General features: G+C 36.0%; 11 protein-coding genes and 4 pseudogenes. 7 read left to right on the top strand and 8 right to left on the bottom strand.

The annotated features are described in order from the left end of the window. Positions 1–13 precede the first annotated feature (13 nt). Positions 14–1651 (top strand): methionine--tRNA ligase, encoded by a 1638-nt coding sequence (gene metG / locus NL281_RS03225; protein ID WP_253303614.1) that lies wholly within the window; start codon positions 14–16, stop codon positions 1649–1651. Positions 1652–1724: 73 nt separating this feature from the next. On the opposite strand, the gene NL281_RS03220 is transcribed toward metG, so the two are convergent. Next, the gene (locus tag NL281_RS03220) at positions 1725–2693 is read right to left on the bottom strand and encodes a hypothetical protein (protein ID WP_253303613.1); all 969 of its coding nucleotides are present in this window, start codon (positions 2691–2693) and stop codon (positions 1725–1727) included. Between the two features lie 851 nt (positions 2694–3544). Here NL281_RS03220 and ltrA point away from each other — a divergent pair. The 4 genes and pseudogenes from ltrA (at position 3545) to NL281_RS03195 (ending at position 7848) form a co-directional block, all read left to right on the top strand. Next, positions 3545–4642 (top strand): annotated as a pseudogene (ltrA, locus tag NL281_RS09160) (group II intron reverse transcriptase/maturase). A gap of 106 nt (positions 4643–4748) precedes the next feature. Continuing rightward, positions 4749–5986 (top strand): annotated as a pseudogene (locus NL281_RS03205) (IS4 family transposase). Beyond that, entirely contained in the window at positions 5986–6609 is a 624-nt protein-coding gene (locus NL281_RS03200) for an AAA family ATPase (RefSeq protein WP_253303612.1), read from the top strand. The pseudogene NL281_RS03205 and the gene NL281_RS03200 overlap by 1 nt, the downstream one beginning before the upstream one ends. Positions 6610–6849: 240 nt before the next feature. Then, a complete protein-coding gene (locus NL281_RS03195) occupies positions 6850–7848 on the top strand; it encodes a pyruvate dehydrogenase complex E1 component subunit beta (RefSeq protein WP_012673123.1) in 999 nt (332 codons plus the stop codon). Here NL281_RS03195 and NL281_RS03190 read toward each other — a convergent pair. The 5 genes from NL281_RS03190 to NL281_RS03170 form a co-directional block, all read right to left on the bottom strand. Next, entirely contained in the window at positions 7824–8198 is a 375-nt protein-coding gene (locus NL281_RS03190; RefSeq protein ID WP_253303611.1) for a TrbC/VirB2 family protein, read from the bottom strand. The two genes, NL281_RS03195 and NL281_RS03190, sit on opposite strands and share 25 nt — an antisense overlap. Before the next feature lie 1205 nt (positions 8199–9403). After that, positions 9404–11200, bottom strand: a complete 1797-nt coding sequence (gene lepA / locus NL281_RS03185; RefSeq protein ID WP_253303610.1) for a translation elongation factor 4 — start codon at positions 11198–11200, stop codon at positions 9404–9406. Between the two features lie 75 nt (positions 11201–11275). Continuing rightward, positions 11276–12670: a malonyl-CoA decarboxylase gene (locus NL281_RS03180; RefSeq protein ID WP_253303609.1), complete on the bottom strand. Its 1395-nt coding sequence runs from the start codon at positions 12668–12670 to the stop codon at positions 11276–11278. Between the two features lie 820 nt (positions 12671–13490). Further along, positions 13491–14447 carry an IS5 family transposase gene (locus NL281_RS03175; RefSeq protein WP_253303014.1) on the bottom strand — a complete coding sequence of 319 codons (957 nt, stop codon included), beginning with the start codon at positions 14445–14447 and terminating at the stop codon, positions 13491–13493. A gap of 472 nt (positions 14448–14919) precedes the next feature. Next, positions 14920–15312, bottom strand: a complete 393-nt coding sequence (locus tag NL281_RS03170; protein ID WP_253303608.1) for a thiamine diphosphokinase — start codon at positions 15310–15312, stop codon at positions 14920–14922. Between the two features lie 227 nt (positions 15313–15539). Between NL281_RS03170 and NL281_RS03165 the strand changes: the two genes are divergently transcribed. Beyond that, positions 15540–16562: an IS110-like element ISWen2 family transposase gene (locus NL281_RS03165; RefSeq protein ID WP_253303218.1), complete on the top strand. Its 1023-nt coding sequence runs from the start codon at positions 15540–15542 to the stop codon at positions 16560–16562. 251 nt (positions 16563–16813) lie between these two features. Here the strand turns inward: NL281_RS03165 and NL281_RS03160 are convergent. Next, positions 16814–17446, bottom strand: a pseudogene (locus NL281_RS03160) (AAA family ATPase); the annotation flags it as partial. A gap of 925 nt (positions 17447–18371) precedes the next feature. On the opposite strand from NL281_RS03160, the pseudogene NL281_RS03155 reads away from it, so the two are divergent. Next, a pseudogene (locus NL281_RS03155) lies at positions 18372–18860 on the top strand (transposase); the annotation flags it as partial. 118 nt (positions 18861–18978) lie between these two features. On the opposite strand, the gene NL281_RS03150 reads toward NL281_RS03155, so the two are convergent. After that, the gene (locus tag NL281_RS03150) at positions 18979–20010 is read right to left on the bottom strand and encodes an IS4 family transposase (protein ID WP_253303376.1); all 1032 of its coding nucleotides are present in this window, start codon (positions 20008–20010) and stop codon (positions 18979–18981) included. Positions 20011–20053: the final 43 nt, after the last annotated feature.

Raw genomic sequence — 20053 nt, 5'->3', positions numbered from 1 at the left:
AAAATGCGAAACCATGGAACAATTCGAGAACTTTTACATCACCACGCCAGTATATTACGTAAACGATAAGCCGCATATTGGTCATGCATACACTTCTCTCTTGTGTGACGTGGTGGCAAGGTTCATGAAACTAGCTGGGAAAAATGTCAAATTTACCACCGGTACAGATGAACATGGACAAAAAATAGAAAAAGCAGCTAAAGCAAAGGAAATGCAGCCAAAAGAATTTACAGATGATGTGAGCGTTTCATTTAAAGAATTGGCTAAGTTCATGAATTTTGAGTATGACGATTTTATTCGCACTACGGAGGAACGTCACAAAAAAGCAGTTATAGCTTTATGGAATAGACTTGAAGAGAGAGGGCAAATATATTTGGATTCCTATTCGGGTTGGTATTCAGTTCGTGATGAAGCATTTTATCAGGAATCAGAGCTGATAGATGGCAAAGCACCAACAGGCGCAGAAGTTCAGTGGATAAAAGAAGAGAGCTACTTTTTTCGCTTGTCAAACTGGCAAGACAAATTACTGGAACTCTATAAAAATCAGCCAAGTTTTATCTTTCCTGAGAGCAGAAGAAATGAAGTGATATCGTTTGTAAGATCAGGGCTCATTGACCTCTCAATCTCTCGCACTAGTTTTAACTGGGGAATAAAAGTACCAGGTAATGACAAACACGTAATCTATGTCTGGATAGATGCATTAACCAATTATCTTACATCAATAGGTTTCCCTAGTACTGAAGGTGAGGAATATAAGAGGTTTTGGGCAGAACCAGAAACACAGATTCCAGTGTCAAGCACTGGAATGACACCAAACCAAGGGAAAACGCAGATTCCAGTGTCAAGCGCTGCAAACCTAGCTGACAACTCTTTCAACGTTCATGTAATCGGTAAAGACATATTGCGCTTTCATGCTGTATATTGGCCAGCGATTCTCCTTGCAGCAGACCTGCCACTGCCAAAACAAATTGCAGTTCATGGTTGGTGGTTGAACGAGGGAGAGAAAATATCCAAGTCCCTTGGTAATGTCATAGATCCAATTGGCCTCGCTCAAGAGTTTGGTGTTGATCAGCTACGCTATTTTCTCCTCAGGGAAGCAAGCTTCGGCCAAGATGGCAACTTTAGTAAGAAAAATATGATCAGCCGGATAAATTCAGAACTGGCAAACAACATAGGCAATTTAGTGCAAAGAACAATTTCATTTTTACACAAGCAATGTTCTGGAATTGTACCAACAATCGATCAAAGCCTACTTAAAGGTGAAGAAAGTCTTCCAGGTTGCAAAGCTATACTCGATCAAGTGATGAATCACCTATCAAAGTATGAATTTAACCATATCATACTTCTAATCATCAACATCTCTTCTGAAGCAAATGCCTACATAGACAAAAGTGCACCCTGGACACTAAGCAAAACTGACAGAGAGCGCATGAATTTAGTAATTTACAAGTTACTGGAATATATCAGGATAATAGGCATTTTATTGCAGCCAATCGTTCCCAAGTCAGCAGAGATGATACTAAATCAACTGCAAATTCCGAAAGAACAACGAGATTTAAAATCTCTGTGCAACGCATGCGTAAGCTTAGGCATTACGCTGCCTAAACCTACGCCGGTTTTTTTGAGGGTTGATGCTAAAGAGGAGAAATAGTGTAAAAACTATTTCTCCTGGATGGGATTATCTTTAGTTAACGACGGTGCACACCGCTGTCTACATATTCAAGTTAGGTGGCAAGTGCCTTAGTTACTTTAGCACAATATGGTTTAGTAACATCAGCACCTATCACTACTACTTCAGTCATTGCCGACTTAACCTTTCCTAGGCTCCATGCAAACCAGCCTTGACCATTTTCTTCTTTAGTTGGCTGACTTTCTGGGCTAGAAATCTCAGTACCTTGTTCATCACCAGATTCTGCATCATAAAATACATCCTGATCCTCAGAAAGACTCATTAAATAACTTTTAGCAGCATCAACATTTAAATGATCAGGTTGCTTAGGAACGTTATCAATATTTAAATAATCCAAACTATTAGCTCGTTGCTTTTGCTCACTGGAAAGAACCTCAAGATTTAAATAATCCAAACGAGTTAGTTCTTGCATGCTAGGTTTAGATCCATCTTCACGCTTAAACTGCTCTTCCGGACTAGAAACCTTAGTACCATAAATCCTACTGTACAAGCTGCTTCCAACGCTGTTAAGTGCTCCTTTTGTATACTCAACTAATGTACCATAAACATTTTTTAATTTATTTCCAGCACTATTAAATTTCCCTTTTACATACTCAACTGATGTGCCATAAGCATTTTTCGCACTACCTACGACATTTGTTAAGTCATTTGCAACATCACTACGGCGCTGCTTAATAGTACTATGAACGCGCCCACTACTGTAGGCTTCTGCTACATATGCAAATGCTTCTTGAGATGCTTCTTTGATATTCTTTATTGCTTGCGGAACAAAAGTTTTCTTGTGTTTAAATTTTTCTATTTCTTCTTTTGGATTATTAATCTCCTCATTTTTTTTATTAATTTCAATTTTCTGCTTAGAAATTTCTTCCTCTTTAGCTTTTACTTCCACTTCTTTTTTAGTCAGCTGGTCATTTTGCCCAGAAATTGTTTGTTCTTGAGCTTGTATCTTAGCTTCTAACTCAGAAATGGTTTGCTTTTGATCCTGTACTACCAATGGCGTCAACTTAAGGAAAAATATCAGCGATAGTGTATAAAATTTCTCTCTAAAACTTTTACCATTAAATTATCCAGAAGCCGCAGGAAACAGCACTTTTGTTTCTATTTTATTTCAACAAAGAAGTTTAAAATGTGTCCTTTTTAGGTGAAACATGCGTGCGCCAAGCAAAGTGCGTAAAGTCCAGTTGGTGAAAATCCAACCCAGGCAAAGCCTAGCCAGCAGGCTGGAACAAACCACTATGCTGCGTAAGGTAACGAGCGTAGTAAAGCTAGTGGAATGGACAACACAGGGTACAACGAAAGTGAAGGTATTGAGTCCCGAAATTCTCGATGTCATAGAGGTCGACACGTTGCATATAGTGGAAGACAGCAAGAAGGGTAACAATAGGGCAAGTTATCACTCACTCTATCGGGATCTGAGGCCGTATCACGTGTTGAGATGGAGTTTACGTAAACTTGGGAGATCCTTTGTATTCCTATTAAGGTACGTTGGAACAAGTCAACAAAGGCGAGTACTGACGGAAGATATAAAGGAAGTCGGACTGATTGATAGTACTCAGAGTGTGGGAAAGCCACATACAAGGGGAAGCGGTCAGCAATATAGTGACTGGTTTAGGAATTGCTATGCCAATACAACGGAGGTTGGAATAACGTGCAAAGAAAACTAAATCAGATAGCAGTAAGAGCCAGGCAAGATAAACGATTGAAATTTAATCGTTAATTCATCTGATAAACGCAGAGAATCTTGCTGAATGTTATAAAGAGCTAAAGCATAACAAAGCATGCGGTATAGACCAGGTGACAGTAGAAGCTTATGGAGAAAATCTTGAAGAGAAGCTCAACACTCTGGTGGATAGTATGAAAAGAAAGCGATATCAACCGCAACCAGTGAAAAGAGTATATATACCAAAAGCTGGAAGCAAAGAGAAACGCGGGCTTGGAGTACCGTCTACAGAAGATAAGTTAGTCCAGATAATGCTGAAGAAGATATTAGAAAATATTTATGAAGCTAACTTTCTGGATAACTCATATGGTTTTCGTCCTGGTAGAAGCTGTCATCAAGCGGTAAATGCACTAAATAAAGCAGTTATGTACAGACCAACTAACTATGTAGTAGAAGTTGATATCAAGAAATTCTTTGATAATGTCCAGCACAAATGGCTAATGAGATGCTTGAGAGAACGGATAACAGACCCAAACATACTGTGGTTAGTAAAACGATTTCTTAAGGCAGGAGTAGTCGAAGCAGGACATTATGAAGCAACTGAACTAGGCACACCTCAGGGGGGAATAGTAAGTCCTATACTAGCTAATATATAGTTGCATTATGTGCTGGATTTGTGGTTTGAAAAGAAATTCAAGCTAAGATCTAAAGGTTATATGGAGCTAGTTAGGTATGCAGACGATCACCTGATTTGCTGCGAAAGAGAAAAAGATGCTAGAGAACTCTTAGAGTCACTGAAACAAAGGCTAGGAAAATTTGGACTGGAAATATCTGAAGACAAAACAAGAATAGTAAAGTTTGGCAAAAAGGAGTGGCAACAAGGAATAAGGGAGAAACGAAAAACGGAAAGTTTCAACTTTCTAGGATTCACCCATTATGGTACAAGGAGTCGTAAAGGTAGAGTAATGGTAGGTCATAAAACCTCGAAAGAAAATCTATCTAGAAAACTTAAAGAAATCAAAGAATGGGTGAAAAAGATTCGAAATAAAGTTCACCTTAAAGATTGGTGGTCAATACTTAAAGCAAAACTAACAGGACACTATAACTACTTCGGAGTTAGCGGAAATTACCGGTGGTTGAATAAATTCTTCTGGCGGGTAATCAAGCTAGCGTATAAATGGATAAACCGACGTAGTCAGAAGAAGAGTATGAATTCAAAGCAATTTATACACTATCTACAAGTTAATCCATTACCAAAACCAAGAATATGCTACTCATTATATACAAAATAGGAAATGCTGTGAATACTACATTGTGGAGCCGTGTGCGGGAAAGCTGCAAGCACGGTTCTGGTGGGGGAGTCATAGCGATAAAACTTAATCAGGAGGATTTAAAACTATGACTTCTACCAAACAAAAAGGAAAAAATTTTATTCTACAAATTAAAAATATAATATACTCGAAAGCTTTTCAGAGAATCCATTGTGTTGAGTTTTACACGAACAAGAAAACTTCCTTTTTCGACAGTATTTTCTATGATTTTAAAGTTAGTTAAAAAAAGTTTGGGAATAGAATGTGAACTTATGGAGCCATTGACATGTACCCTCAAAGCAAGCTTTTTCTAAAGCAAGATATAAGATTTGTCATACAGGTTTTAAAGAATTTAAGCATCCAAACAGCCTATCAAGATGAGCCTGAGTTGGAGAGGCTATAGGCTTATTGCAGCAGATGGTTCTGGTATTCGATTACCGAGCTCTGAAGAAATTGTATCCGAGTTTGGCCGTTTTAAACCAAATGGAACAACAGGTATAATGCCACCATTGGCAATTTGTTTGTTGATTTGTGTACTTCGCTGATTTGTAGTGCTCGTCTTGCGGCTTGGAATATAGGTGAACAAACGTTGGCGGAAGAGCAATTACCCGAAGTTATCACTCAAATGCGTTCATTAAATCAAAAGAAATTATTATTTATCTATGATCGTCTTCAGTAAAATTCATTCAGCAGCATTATGATTTGGAAGTAGATTTTATTTTTCGCTTGCAAAAAAGAAATTATAGCAAGCTATGGGAACGAATTGCATCTGGAGAATTAGATTTCGATTTTATATTAGAAAATGAAAAGCTAAAAAATAAAATGAAAGGACAGAAAGTAAGAGTAATAGTGCTGACATTAGCCAACGGAGAAACAGAGGTATTGGTTACTTCACTTTTTGATCGAGAAAAATTTACTTTGGAAGATATCAGCAAAGCTTATGTATTAAGGTGGCATATAGAGGAGTGCTATAAACGACTCAAAATAGGTGCAGAGTTAGAGAATTTTTCTGGCGTAAATTTAGAGGCTGTATTACAAGAATTTTGGGCAAACTTAGTCATGTGTAATATATTGTCGCTTCATATGTGTGATGCACAAGGGCCTTGGAATCCAGATCAAATTGCTGAGTATCGTTTAAATTTTTCGGTTTTATTTGGTGTAATGAGGCAGAAACTCTATCAGGTACTTATTGCGCCAAAAAACTTTCAAGCCCTTTTTGATAGAGCAAGTATACGCGCTAAAGTTAAAATCCGACCGGGACGATTGTATAGCCGCGATAAGGTAGATAAGCCCAAACGCCATCATGTCTTTAGGAGAGTTTGCTAATGAAAGTTCTTAAGTTGACGCCATTGCCTGAACTTATTGGAGTATATATTGGTCATGGTGCACATGCTGTACGCGAGCTTTTTAAAATAGCAAAAAAATATTCTCCTTGTATAGTCTTTATAGATGAAATAGATGCAGTTGCTCAAAAAAGAAGTACCGCTAATAACTCAGCTTACCATTGTCGAGAGAGTTTAACACAGTTGTTAACTGAAATAGATGGATTTAAGAGCAGAAAAGATATAATAGTAATTGGTGCAACTAACCTTATCGGTGGTATAGATCCAGCACTTATTAGACCTGGACGTTTAGGTCAGAGGGTTTATATCCCTAATCCAAGCGTAGAAGCGAGACAAAAAATATTAGAACTTTATATGCGAGGTACAGAAGCCGATAATGAGTTAAACCTTAAAAACATTGCGGAAAGGACTAAAGGCTATTCTGGGGCTGAGTTAGAGCAATTAGTGAATGAAGCAAAAATTAGCGCTGGTGCGCAAAGACGGCTTATAGTGAGTGAGGAAGATTTCAGTTACGCGCTTCACAGGTTAAGTCCAGAACAAGAAAGAGATAGAATAAGGTTAGTTTCAAACGTGGAGACACAGACAGAAGTATCTTATTCTATTTAGAGTATAAAACTATCATAAATTTTTCTGTTATTTCCAAATAAATTGCTATTAATTTAACAACATACATTACTAAAAGCTTAAATAATCCAGCCATTTCCAGCAACCAAAACCAGCAAGCGTGAGAAGATTTTTTTTTGGAATGAGTTGGTCATGATGTTTGTAAAACTTAATTTGTACACTTTACTTATCCCCAGTAATTCTGATATAGTTACTTTAGTTAAAGTCTATAAAAGTTTATAAATGGCAACCTTAAGTGTAAGAGAAGCTTTATGCACAGCAATTAGAGAAGAAATGCAAAACGACTCTGATGTGCTTATCATGGGTGAAGAAGTTGCAGAGTATGATGGTGCTTATAAAGTAACGAAAGGATTACTGAAAGAGTTTGGAGAAAACAGAGTAGTTGATACGCCTATTACCGAACATGGATTTGCTGGCCTTGCTGTTGGAGCGGCATTTGCTGGATTAAAGCCAATAGTCGAGTTTATGACTTTTAATTTTTCTATGCAAGCTATTGACCAAATTGTGAATTCCGCAGCAAAAACAAATTATATGTCAGGCGGACAACTTGGATGCCCTATAGTATTTCGTGGACCAAATGGCGCTGCAGCAAGAGTTGCTGCACAACATTCTCAATGCTTTGCAGCTTGGTATTCGCATATACCGGGGTTAAAAGTAATAGCACCCTATTTTGCCTCCGATTGCAGAGGTCTGCTTAAAGCTGCAATTCGTGACCCTAATCCGGTAATATTTCTAGAAAACGAAATAGCTTATGGACATGAGCATGAAGTTTCTGACTCTGAGCTATCAAACAAAGATTATCTACTTGAGATAGGCAAAGCTGCTGTTATACGGGAAGGAAAGGATGTAACTATCACTGCTTTTTCATTAAAATTAATGGATGCCTTAAATGCAGCAGATTTACTTTCGAGTGAAGGTATAGAAGCTGAAGTTATTGACCTCAGAACCTTAAGACCACTTGACACTCAAACTGTTATTAACTCTATTCAGAAGACTAATAGGTTAGTTAGTGTAGAAGAAGGATGGCCATTTGCAGGAATAGGAGCAGAGCTGTCAGCCGTTGTTATGGAACAAGGATTTGACTACCTTGATGCTCCAGTTGTACGTGTAACTGGCAAGGACATCCCCTTACCTTACGCTGCAAATCTAGAAAAAAAAGCATTACCGCAAGTGGAAGATATAGTTGAAGCCGTGCATCAGGTCTGTTTTAGAAAAAAATAGTTCTTTTTTGTGTCTCCTGTTCCGCATTGGTCCATCAAAGAAGTATTTCCAGTGCCGCCTATACCACCCATTACTTTTATGACGATAGTTTTAGCACCGAAAAATACAGCACAAAATATACCGAGTGCAAAAAGAGCTGGCCATGGCATTCTACCAAATATCGCAAGCAAAGCTGCACCTATTATCACTACGGTCATAAGTGGTCCGCCTATTCCCCAAATGTAGCCAATAATGTTACATATTACTTGAGCAGTTGTATCAGTATTAGTGTCAGCGGCAGCACTCCCAACATGAGAAAAAGAAATAAATAATACTATAAAAAGAATATTAAAAACTTTCCTAGGGTTCATCTCTATACCTTAAATTTAGATATTGCAATTATACCTAAAATACTATAATTTTTAGTAAAACTAGCATAAAGATTGAATAACAAACGGTGCCACAAAAGTAGTTGATACACAACTGCACAAATATTGTAATATAGACATAGTAAACGATATTATTCCAGTGCTTGACGCTGGAATCCAGACTTTAATTGTTATATTTGTAAATAAGTCTGGTAAGAATAAACGTTCATCTCAAATGCAGTATTTTTGTTGAAATAGCTCAACTGGATCCCAGTGGGCTTTGTTGCATCGCTACTTATGAAAGGCTAACTATAGTTAGGATTATAAGCAACCTATTGAAAATCTTGTTTTTTTGCAATCAATCTGATCAAATTTAAGAATAGTAATTTATTATTTATATTAATAAATTTAATTCTATTGAAAATAGCTAAAGCATTGAAATTCTTGAATTTTAGCCGGATTAGTGAGTGGTAGTGAAATTTCTTTTACTCAAATTTAGGTATTCACTGACCGTTCTTGTTATAAATACCAGAATAATAAGCTACTGATATTCTCTACCTTTTTTATCTTTATCCATCATAGCTAGCGATGCAACAAAGCCATCCCAGTGTCAAGCACTGGGATGACAGCAGTCCTACGTCATACCGCCGCGGTATCTCAGCCGCTAACAAGTAGCGGGATGACGGTTGTCGTTTAGCCATAAACATTAAGAAATTTACCAAATGAAAAAAAGGCAAAAGAAGCCCCGTGGTGGTTGGCTATTTACTATGTACTAAAATATCGGCGTTTTTTTATTCTAAAACGCTTGATTAAGAGCGATTTAGCTGCTTTTAACTTGCAACTAACCTACACCGCAAGTGTTTAAGAAATTTACTAAGCAGGAAAAAAGGCAAAGAAACCCCGTAGTAGCTAGCATTCAAATTCTCCCTTGTCAATTTGACGTTTTTTGCTGTCTTAAACGCTTTGTAAGCGCGTTTCGGCTTATATAGGTAAAAACCTAAAAATTTTTAAAGACATGCGATGCACGTAGTGCGAAAAATTAAACATAAGACGCCAAATACCCTAAGTTTTTTGTCATCAACCTGCACAGATTGCGAAGATAAATAAATAGCTTCAGTTTCATGATAAGGGGGTTGGCGGAGTTTGTCAAGTAAGTTTTTTCGTTTCTAACGGTTGTTGCCAAAAACTATACAAGAAGTCTTTTAAGATCAATCACTTATCTTCAAGGCTTGAATAAAAGCATTCTGTGGAATATTTACGTTCCCTATAGAATGTAACCTTTTTTTACCCTTCTTTTGCTTTTCAAGTAGTTTCATTCTTCGCGTTACATCTCCACCATAGAGTTTAGCTGTTACATCTTTTCTGTATGGGTTAATCGTTTCTCTGGCAATAATTTTCCCGCCCACTGCTGCTTGAATCGCGATTTTGTATTGCTGACGTGGTATTAGATCCTTCAAGCGTGCACATATTTCACGCCCTCTTTTTTCTGCCCTACTTTTGTGAACGATACAAGCCAGTGCATCTACGGGCTCTCCATTAATTAAAAAGCTTAATTTATCTATTTGGCTTACCAGATAGCTGGAAATTTCCCAATCCAAACTTGCATATCCTTTGGAAATTGATTTTAATCGATCATAAAAGTCAAAAACAACTTCAGACAGTGGTAATTTATATCTTAACAATGCTGTTGTTGTGTTACCAATGTAAGATAAATCCTCCTGTTCTCCCCTCCTTTCTTCACATAGAGATAGAATCTCTCCCAAGTATTGATCAGGAACCATTATGGTTGCGGTAATCCATGGTTCTTCCACAATTTCAATTTTCGTTGGATCTGGCATATCACTTGGGTTATGAATATTCAAAATTTCACCACTTCGTGTTGTAACCCTATATATAACACTCGGTGCAGTTGCTGTTAGGTCTAAATCAAATTCTCTCTCGAGCCTTTCTTGAATAACTTCAAGATGCAACATTCCCAAAAAACCACAACGAAATCCATAGCCTAGTGCATTTGAAGTTTCAGCTTCGAAGGTAAAACTTGCATCATTTAAATGTAACTTCTCTAGAGCTTCCCTTAGATATTTAAAATCATCCGTTTTGTGAGGGAAAATGCTACAAAATACCACAGGATGCACTTCTTTAAATCCAGGAAGTGCTTCACTACAAGGTCTCTTTTCCTCAGTGATAGTGTCCCCTACCTTGCAGTCTGCTACTTCCTTCATTGAAGCAGTTATAAAACCAACTTCACCCGCTGAAAGCTCACTCGTCATAACTTTTTTAGGGGTGAAAATACCGATATTATCTATCTGATATGTAGCATTATTAGACATCATAACAATTTTCATGCCTTTTTTTAGCACTCCATTTTTAACTCGCACTAAAATTACTACTCCTAAGTAAGTGTCATACCAACTATCAACCAAAATTGCTTGCAATGGAGCATTGACATCACCTTGAGGAGCTGGAAGTTTTGCTACTATTGCTTCCAGTACATCTTTTATTCCAAGTCCAGTTTTTGCTGATATTAAAACTGACTCACTTGCGTCAATACCAATTATTTCCTCAACCTGGAGTTTTACTCCTTCTGGATCTGCAGCAGGAAGATCAACTTTATTGAGCACAACTATTATTTCATGGTTGTTGTCAATAGCTTTATATACATTTGCAAGGGTTTGTGCTTCAACGCCTTGACTGCTATCTACTATTAAAAGTGAACCTTCGCACGCTGCTAAGCTTCGACTTACCTCGTAAGAAAAGTCAACGTGACCTGGGGTGTCCATGAGATTTAGGCAATATTGATTACCGTCGTTTGCCGTATAATTGAGTTTTACGGTCTGTGCTTTAATTGTAATGCCACGTTCACGCTCTATATCCATTGAATCGAGTATTTGATTGGTCATTTCTCTTGCTTCAAGGCCGTTACATTCCTCTATTAAACGGTCAGCAAGCGTTGACTTACCGTGGTCTATATGCGCTATTATTGCAAAATTTCTTATGTTGTTCATTTATGGCTATTTTACTTAAGTAGAACCATTTTACATTTTAAGTGTTGTGAGGGCAATCCTTTATTAAGAGACTATTTACTCCTTCAACATAGACGACACTTTTTTCGAGCAGGAAATCACTTTATTAACCATATAGTTTTCATGATTATTATCTATTTTAGGCAACTCATACAGATAATTTACCATCATTCCAGCCGACTGACTAATACCTTTTTCAGAAGTATCCGCCATCCAGTTTAATTGTTTTATTGATGCGCCATTGCTTAAATGAAAATGCGCCACCGGGTCATAAGCATTTCCATTGCTATTATTCACTTTTAGTAAATAATATGCACATAGTTTAAGCATGCATTGTTTAGTTTCATTTATACATTCAACATTAGTTTTTAATTGCTCTGCACTTTCTAAAATTTCTGCACTAGATTGTTTTATATTTAGTTTGCCCAATAAAGTGACATCTTGGTTTAGATTGTTTTTTAGCCATTTCGTAAAGCCAGGTATTGGAGAAAGAGTTGCGTATGTTTTTATACTTTTAAACTCCTGTGATAGCTTTTCTACAACCCTTTTGATCAAAAAATTACCAAGGCTGATTCCAGATAACCCTGCTTGAGTGTTTGATATTGAATAGAATATAGCAGTGCTTGCATTACTCGGATCATTTGAAGGTACTGACTCATCTAAAAGGTGTTGAATGCTATCTGCAATCTTATCCACCAATGCAACCTCTACAAAAATTAGAGGTTCGTTTGGTATCTTGTAATGAAAAAAAGCAAAACAGAGACCCAGCCTGTTTTTTAAGTCATCCCAAGAGGAAATTTTATGCACAGCCTCATATTTTATAAGTTTTTCTAACAATGATGCAGGTGAATCCCAAGTGATTTGACGAAGATCGAGTAGATCAACATCAACCCAAGTATAGAGTATATTTTTTAATTCGTTCTCTAGTGGATTCAAGCTTCTATATTGGTTCTTTAGCTTAAGCACGTCAGAACGCATATCAACAATAAACTTAAGGCCTTCTGGTAAAGAAATAAATTGCTTCAATATTTTAGAACGCGGTGATTCAAGAATTTTTATTAAATCCTGTTCAAATTTATAGTTTAACTCGGGATCTTGGTTTTTCTTATACTCTCTAATTTTCTCATCTATTTCCGCTTTATTCGGATTAAATTTTTCTGCCAGGGTTTGTAGAAATTTTATTTTACCTTTCTCTGATAAGCTTAAGTACAAGTTACCAAGAGATACAGCGTTTTTACGTGCTGAAACCTCCCCTCCCTTTGGATTTAAGCACTCGTTCATCTTCAAGACTAAACCATCGATATCGCGACTGTTGCTTAAATCAGGACTGATGTTACCAATCCACGATCTTACAGCATCTGCCACTCCACCTAGTATTTTAAAAAAGCTTCTTACCGCCTTTTTGTCTTCAACTTTCACTATATCAGTTTTTACCAATGATTCTTTTGTCATAGATTCCCTTTATTATACATAGCTAATGCAAGTCAGGGTCATACCGCCGCGATATCTCTAGATCCCGCTAACAAGCAGCGGGATGACGGTTGTCGGTAAACCCAAGTTATTTTAGCTACATATAGCTTAAGTTAAAGGAAAATTTTAGCTACATAGCAGGCACTATTACTGAATTATTAATAATTCAGTAATACAATAGACTTCTTGCACTACCTCCCAAGCCACAACTGTCATTCAGTAGAAACAAAAACTTCCTTGACAAACTCCGCCAGTCCCCCTATCATGAAACTGAAGCTATTGTATTTGCTTTCGCCAATCTGCAGATTAAAAGGTAAGGATTACTTAATGTATCGGCGTCTTATGTTCAATTTTTTGCAGTATATAGATACTGTATGTCTTTACAAAACTTCATCTACATCTAGATTTTTATCTAAATAAGCTGAACGCGCTTATAAAGCGTTACAAGACATCAAAAAATGCCAATACTCGACAGAGATAGTAAAAGACTAGCTAACTCGGGGATTCTTTGTCTTTTTTTCTGCTTAGTAAATTTCTTAAACATTTGCAGCGTAGGTTAGTTGCAATTAAAAGCGGCTGAATCTCGCTTGTCAAGCGTTTAAAACATAAAAAACGCCAATATTTTAAAGCGGATAATAACCTCAGGGCTTCTTTTGCCTTTTTTTTCATTTAGTAAATTTCTTAACGTTTGTAGCTAAAAGAGCCCAAGAGAGGTCAGTGCTCCTTTTTTTGTCATCCAAGTAGCTGACACTGGGATGGCTTTGTTGCATCACACTTTATGAGATGGTGATTTATGGTAAATTCATGTAACTATCTCAAATTTAGCCATACCAATATCAGTGAATTTATTAAGCAAATAGCATTTGATTAGCAGTTCTTTTTCTCGATTTATCTCAGATTTATTCCTAAAACTAAATCCGAATATTTGCTTTAATCTTGAGAAAAACCCTTCAATATAAGATCTTTTCCCATAATTTACTTCTTTTTTCCATTCTTTCATGCCATCTTCACCGTATAATTTTATTAACCTAATAGCAGCATTCCTGTCAGACATATAATCTATTTCTGGATGTTCTGCCGCATTGTTTATTGGTGGAATTTTTGTCTTTATATCGTATTTGTTACACAACTTATAAAACTTGTGCCTATCACATGCTCTATCTGCATATAGTGCTTTTATGGCATGCTGAAAATCAACTTCTTTTAGCAAATCACAAGCTCCATAGTGATCAGAGTAGACACCGTTACTGTATTTTACAGCTATGGCTTTTTTGTTGTTTATATTCAACATTACGTGCAATTTTCTCGTTTGCTCATAGCCACGATATTTTCTGTCAGTGCTATTTTCCTTGCTGTGACCAGGAGTGTTGTTGTATATACTAATTCCTGTACTGTCTATAGCAATTTCGATATCTTCCATATTATTTTTATCAATTCTGCAATCATTTATCTTAATATTAAGTTTCTTAAACCTTCTTGATGCTTGTGAATAGCTGATAACTGCCAAATCTCTTCCTATTTGTTGCAAATACCCTTTTATAAACCCGACTGTTTGTCTTAAACCAATTCTAAAGAAACTGACGATTATATGCACCAAAATCACAACTTTATCACTATAAATATAGTTGCCGCCCTGCATTTTTGGACAATTCTCGTACCAATTTTCTATGGCGTCATTGATATAACAAAAAATGCTTCCTCTTTCTTGGAGAAATTTGTTATATTCATGGCAGTTACTGACTCTCATTTTTTGTGGCATATTTTTTCTTTCAAGGTTAAATGGCTATTTTATAATGAATTTTGTCAGTAGCCACCAGATTTTTTCAGTTGCTATGCAACAAAGCCCACTGGGATCCAGCCTTTCACGCAATCCCATCAAGAACGTTGTATTTTACATAACACTTTTATGCTTACCAACTTAATAAAATTCCTGGATCCCAGTGTCTGGGCACTGGGATGACAGGCTAGCCTGACAACCGTCATCCCTGTAAAGATCAAGTATCCCACTACGTGTTAGCAGCTAAGAGATACCGCGAATGAATCGCGGTATGACGGTTAAGCAATTCGTCATCCCGCTGCTTGTTAGCGGCTAAGAGATACCGCGGCGGTATGACGTAGGACTGCTGTCATTCAAGTAGCTGAAACTGGAATGACACGTCATAAAGGAACCAGTGTCAGCTACTTGGATGATACCTTTTTTCTACTTAGTTTGGGTTATGCAAGAAGTCTATTTACTTCTTAACTTGACGCACATGATGTCTTGCAGCATCATCTACTGTCTCTAAATAAATCATTGCTAGACATATACCACTGTGTACTTCTACGGATACCTTATTGCCTAAACTTCGATTAAAGCAAGAATTTTTTCCCGGAAAAGCAAGATTACTAAGGTGCAGTTCCCATTTTAATCCTTTAGTTGATATTTGAGCTCTCGGTATACCAAGTAAAGATATTTTAGTATTTTTTGGCAAAGAAAAAAAATGGGTAATACCTTTTTGTAAAGTGTAACCTACCATGGGAGGTGAAGGTGTGTAAAAGATACTGCCCGTACTTAGAAAAATGTTAATATTCTGTAGTATGTGATCAATTGCTCCTCCAGTAATACCCGTTACTATTGATGGCAATAACTTGTATCTTGAAAAAAGCATCTAATGCTTTAAGCTTAAGTATTAGATGGAGAAGGGAAAAACTCTGGGCAATACCTTAGATATAAAATCTGTGGGAAAGAAAAGAATTCCCTTCTCAAAAGTAGAGGCTGGACGGTATCGTAGAAAAACCTAAATGGTTCTAATTCTGTATTCACAAGGTAAGCCTTACTTTTCATTTTTAATAGTAGTATATGGAGTTATATATGATCAACAACTTTTTAGGTATAGATGTTTCAAAAGAACGTTTTGATGTTTCTCTCTCATTCATAAGTAAAAAAGGAAAGCGTGAAACTAGGAAAAGGAAATTTAAAAATGATGATACTGGGTTTCAAGGTCTGCTGAACTTTCTACAAAAACATAACATAGAAGAAGTAAAAGCTTGCATGGAATCCACTGGTTGTTATAGCGAAGCTTTGGCTGAGTTCCTCCACAACGCTGGATATTTCGTTAGTGTTGTAAACCCAGCTTGCATAAGGTTTTATGCAAAAAGTAAGCTTACACGACAAAAGAATGACCAGACTGATGCAGAGATTATTGCAGATTATTGTCAAAGACAGAAACCTTCTCGTTGGACACTACCTTCTCTTGAAAAGAAAAAATTAAAACATCTTTATCGTTGCTCAAATGCGTTAAAGGATGAGTTAACATTAGCAAATAATCATTTAGAAAAAAAAGAGAGGCTGCCTAAAGAAGTTGCAAATGCTTGGGAAGACCTTGCAATGAACATAGAGCAAAAAATAGAAACAATAAAAAACTCCATACGCGAACTATTAAAACAACACAAAGAATTGTTGGAAGATTTTCAACTCCTATTAACTATTCCAGGAATAGGAGAGGAAACAGCAATAGCTATTTTAGCTGAAATTCCTGGTATAAAAGCCTTTATAAATGCTAGGCAATTGGCAGCATATGCTGGAATTATACCACAAAATATAACATCAGGCTCATCCGTACATGCCAAGCCCAGATTAAGTAAAACCGGTTCACGAACATTACGTAAGGCAATGTACTTTCCTGCTATAGCAGCTAAAAAGCACAATCCTATCATTATGGCTTCTTGCGAAAGATTAAAAGAGAAAGGCAAGCATGCTATGGCCATAGTTGGTGCTGCAATGCGTAAGTTACTTCATATAGTTTTTGGTGTTTTAAGTTCAAAAAAGGCCTTTGATCCAGATCATATCAAGAACTATAGGGCTAAAAGGTTAACTGAAGGTTTAGTACTTTAAAATCAAAAAATGCTTCTAATTCATCTTATGTAAAATGGCATCTTACACAAATTTATTGAATGTTGTTGGTTAGTGGATATGTTGATAAGTAAATTTCTGCTGTTTTATATGTAACTAATTTACTTATCAACATATCCACTAACTATAATCTGTGTACCGCTACACAGGATATGAATAAGAAGTATTTTTTGATTTTATGATGTAACTTGAGCAATTTTTATAATTTTTTTGTTGACTGGTGAGACGGTATCTTGTTTTATCAGTGCTTCTGCACATTTTTCCCCTTCAACTAGAATAACTTTGTCAGATTTTAAAATGCCTGGAATATTGTACAAAGGTCTGATTTCTGGTGCAGTAAAAGTAGATTTTTTCACATCAAAAGGAAGATATCGCTTTCCGCTATCATCATCATAACGATAGACTCTAACAATAGCTTGGCCGTTTTCATCATAATAATCCCAATATGCAGTTGGATTACCTGAAGTTTTGAGCTTTTTAAAATGACCAAGCCACTCAGCTATAGAAGCCATTACTTCAGGAAACTCTATTCTCGTACTTTTTCTATGTACTGCTGCCCAAAGATCGATGATATCACCACCTTCTTTTGTTGCAAAATCGTGCCATAGGCCAGCTTCACTGCCACTTAATTCTACTACTAGACTCTTTCCTTTATCACCTTGTACATTGCCTATATAAAACTTATCACCACGAAAAGTTCCCCTTGGGAATAAATAAGAAAGGCATGATCTTATGTTTAATAATAGTTGTCTTTTTATTTCTTCTACATCAAATTGCTCTAATGGTTCTACAGTATTGTTAAAATCATAATATTCATCATTTAAAGTATTTTTTTGTTTGACATCAGTTAAAAAATCTTGTACCATAAATTGAAACTCCTTTTAAGATTAAGCGTTTGAAAGGTTTTTGAGTAAGGCTGTTTTGATTGGGGTCTTACTCTCTTCTTATGAAGTAAAAGCTGCAATAGGAGGTTCTCTTGGCAAGGCTATATTAAGAAATAAAGGAAGTCAGTTTAGGTTTATAGTGAAAAGTGAAATTTAAGGCTTTAGTATCTTCTTTCTTTTAAGAAAAAGTACTCTACTACATTTTACTCACTATGTCAACCTCTTAGTTTTTATTTTGTTGATATATTGCATACTACTAATATGTAAGGAATTTTGATTAAACCTTCCCATATACGCAGGCATAGTTTAATTTAAGGTGGAATTATAAGCGAATAGAAAACCCTCTACTATATATATACCCTTACTATTACCCACAAATAAAAACATAGTATTGTATTTACTCAAATAATTTAATTTTATTAACCTGAAAGCTTATTAGATTAAAATTATTAAACTAAGAGTTATAATTTTAGCAACTAAAAGCTGTAAATTGCACCATATAAACAGTTATTTCAAGCAAAAGTTATGCCATTAAGAGCTATGCAACAAACATTTATATTTGTGGGTAATAGTAAGTATATATACCGGGTTTCTTATGACTTTTTCTGAAAAAATTAAAAACTTTTTTCTTTGGGGGAGTTTGGCCTACCTATTAATGATAATCTTTTCAAGCCATCTGTAAAAATGAAAAGTTTCTGAAAACGGCAATTACTTTTTGGTTCATGAATAGAATTATTGTATCCGTTCAGGCAATGGCGTCAACTTAAGGAAAAATATCAGCGATAGTGTATAAAATTTCTCTCTAAAACTTTTACCATTAAATTATCCAGAAGCCGCAGGAAACAGCACTTTTGTTTCTATTTTATTTCAACAAAGAAGTTTAAAATGTGTCCTTTTTAGGTGAAACATGCAAAAAGGAAAAAATTTTATTCTACAAATTAAAAATATAATATACTCGAAAGCTTTTCAGAGAATCCATTGTGTTGAGTTTTACACGAACAAGAAAACTTCCTTTTTCGGCAGTATTTTCTATGATTTTAAAGTTAGTTAAAAAAAGTTTGGGAATAGAATGTGAACTTATGGAGCCATTGACATGTACCCTCAAAGCAAGCTTTTTCTAAAGCAAGATATAAGATTTGTCATACAGGTTTTAAAGAATTATTAGGGCTAAGCATCCAAACAGCCTATCAAGATGAGCCTGAGTTGGAGAGGCTATAGGCTTATTGCAGCAGATGGTTCTGGTATTCGATTACCGAGCTCTGAAGAAATTGTATCCGAGTTTGGCCGTTTTAAACCAAATGGAACAACAGGTATAATGCCACCATTAGCAAGGGTTTCTTTGTTTGTTGATTTATGTACTTCGCTGATTTGCAGTGCTCGCCTTGCGGCTTGGAATGCTTACTTTTACCCACAATTTTGAGAGGTTATGATGTGAAGCATAACAATGCTCTCCTTAAGGTTTTCATAGCCCCGCCATAGAGTCATAGACCCTGGTAAATTATCACTTTTTCTATTCATAAATCACCCAATTTTCCTAACCAAATAATAGCTTGTTTTATGTTTGGAGGTTCTTCGGGTAATGTTGCTACCCGATACTCACGCATGTAAAGGACCTTCCACTCTTCGTTGCTTAAAATTTTAGTACAAATTTCCATGGGATTTGATAAAGCCACTTTTGTCAAATATAAAATTTTAAACGCGATTATACTTTTTATAGCAATTAACTTCTGTAATCTTTCTTTTGTAGCTAAGCGGGAGCTTTCTATCTTACATCCTGATTTTAAAATCCTAAAATACTCTTCAATTTTCCACCTTAGCTTATACCAATTTATCTTTTCTATGGCATCTAAAGTATTATTAATCGGTACATTAGTTAGTAGAGTCCAGTCGATAGCTTCCAATCCATCAGGAGGATTTGTTTCTTTTGCACTTACCACATATACAGGGATTTTATCACTTATTTTATGTATTGTATCTTTTGACCCATAAATGGAAGAAGATCTGATAGGTATATAGCCTTTCATATACTTAACTTCAATATTAGCTTTCCTTGATCTCTGGTTTCCACCTTTAGTAACTTCTAGAGAAATTTTCTTTTTTACTGGCAGTTGAGTGATGCGTGTTTGCAAATCTGTTTTTCCGACTTCAGTACAGATAAATCTTCTATTAGCTCGATTGCGGATTACATAAAAACTACCTAACGTCTCAGCCACCCATAAAAATTTGAAGATGTCTGCTTCCCTATCACCAAGGGTAACAAGTTGTACATTTGGAGGAAGGTTGTTTATAGTTTCTTTAAGAGCTGTTATCCACTTATAACTTTCTTTTTCTTCTATGGAGGTACGGTATTTTCTGTTTGCTTTTTCTTGTGCCGTTTCTTCTTCCCTAATAGAACGCGCCCAACATTGTTGGGAAGATAGACCTAAAGGTAATCCGTCTCTGCTGACTATTAAGGCACTATGCAACAGTAAACCCATTTTATGCTTTGTATAAGCTTTAGAAATACTGCCTAGTCTCTTGGTCTTTATACTTACTTTTACCCACAAATATAAATGTTTGTTGCATAGCTCTTAATGGCATAACTTTTGC

Source organism: Wolbachia endosymbiont of Phyllotreta cruciferae (genome assembly GCF_918697765.1).
In the GTDB taxonomy this organism is placed as follows: domain Bacteria; phylum Pseudomonadota; class Alphaproteobacteria; order Rickettsiales; family Anaplasmataceae; genus Wolbachia; species Wolbachia pipientis.
The sequence above is the reverse complement of the archived record's forward strand: the minus strand, read 5'-3'. Positions and strand labels throughout refer to the sequence as shown.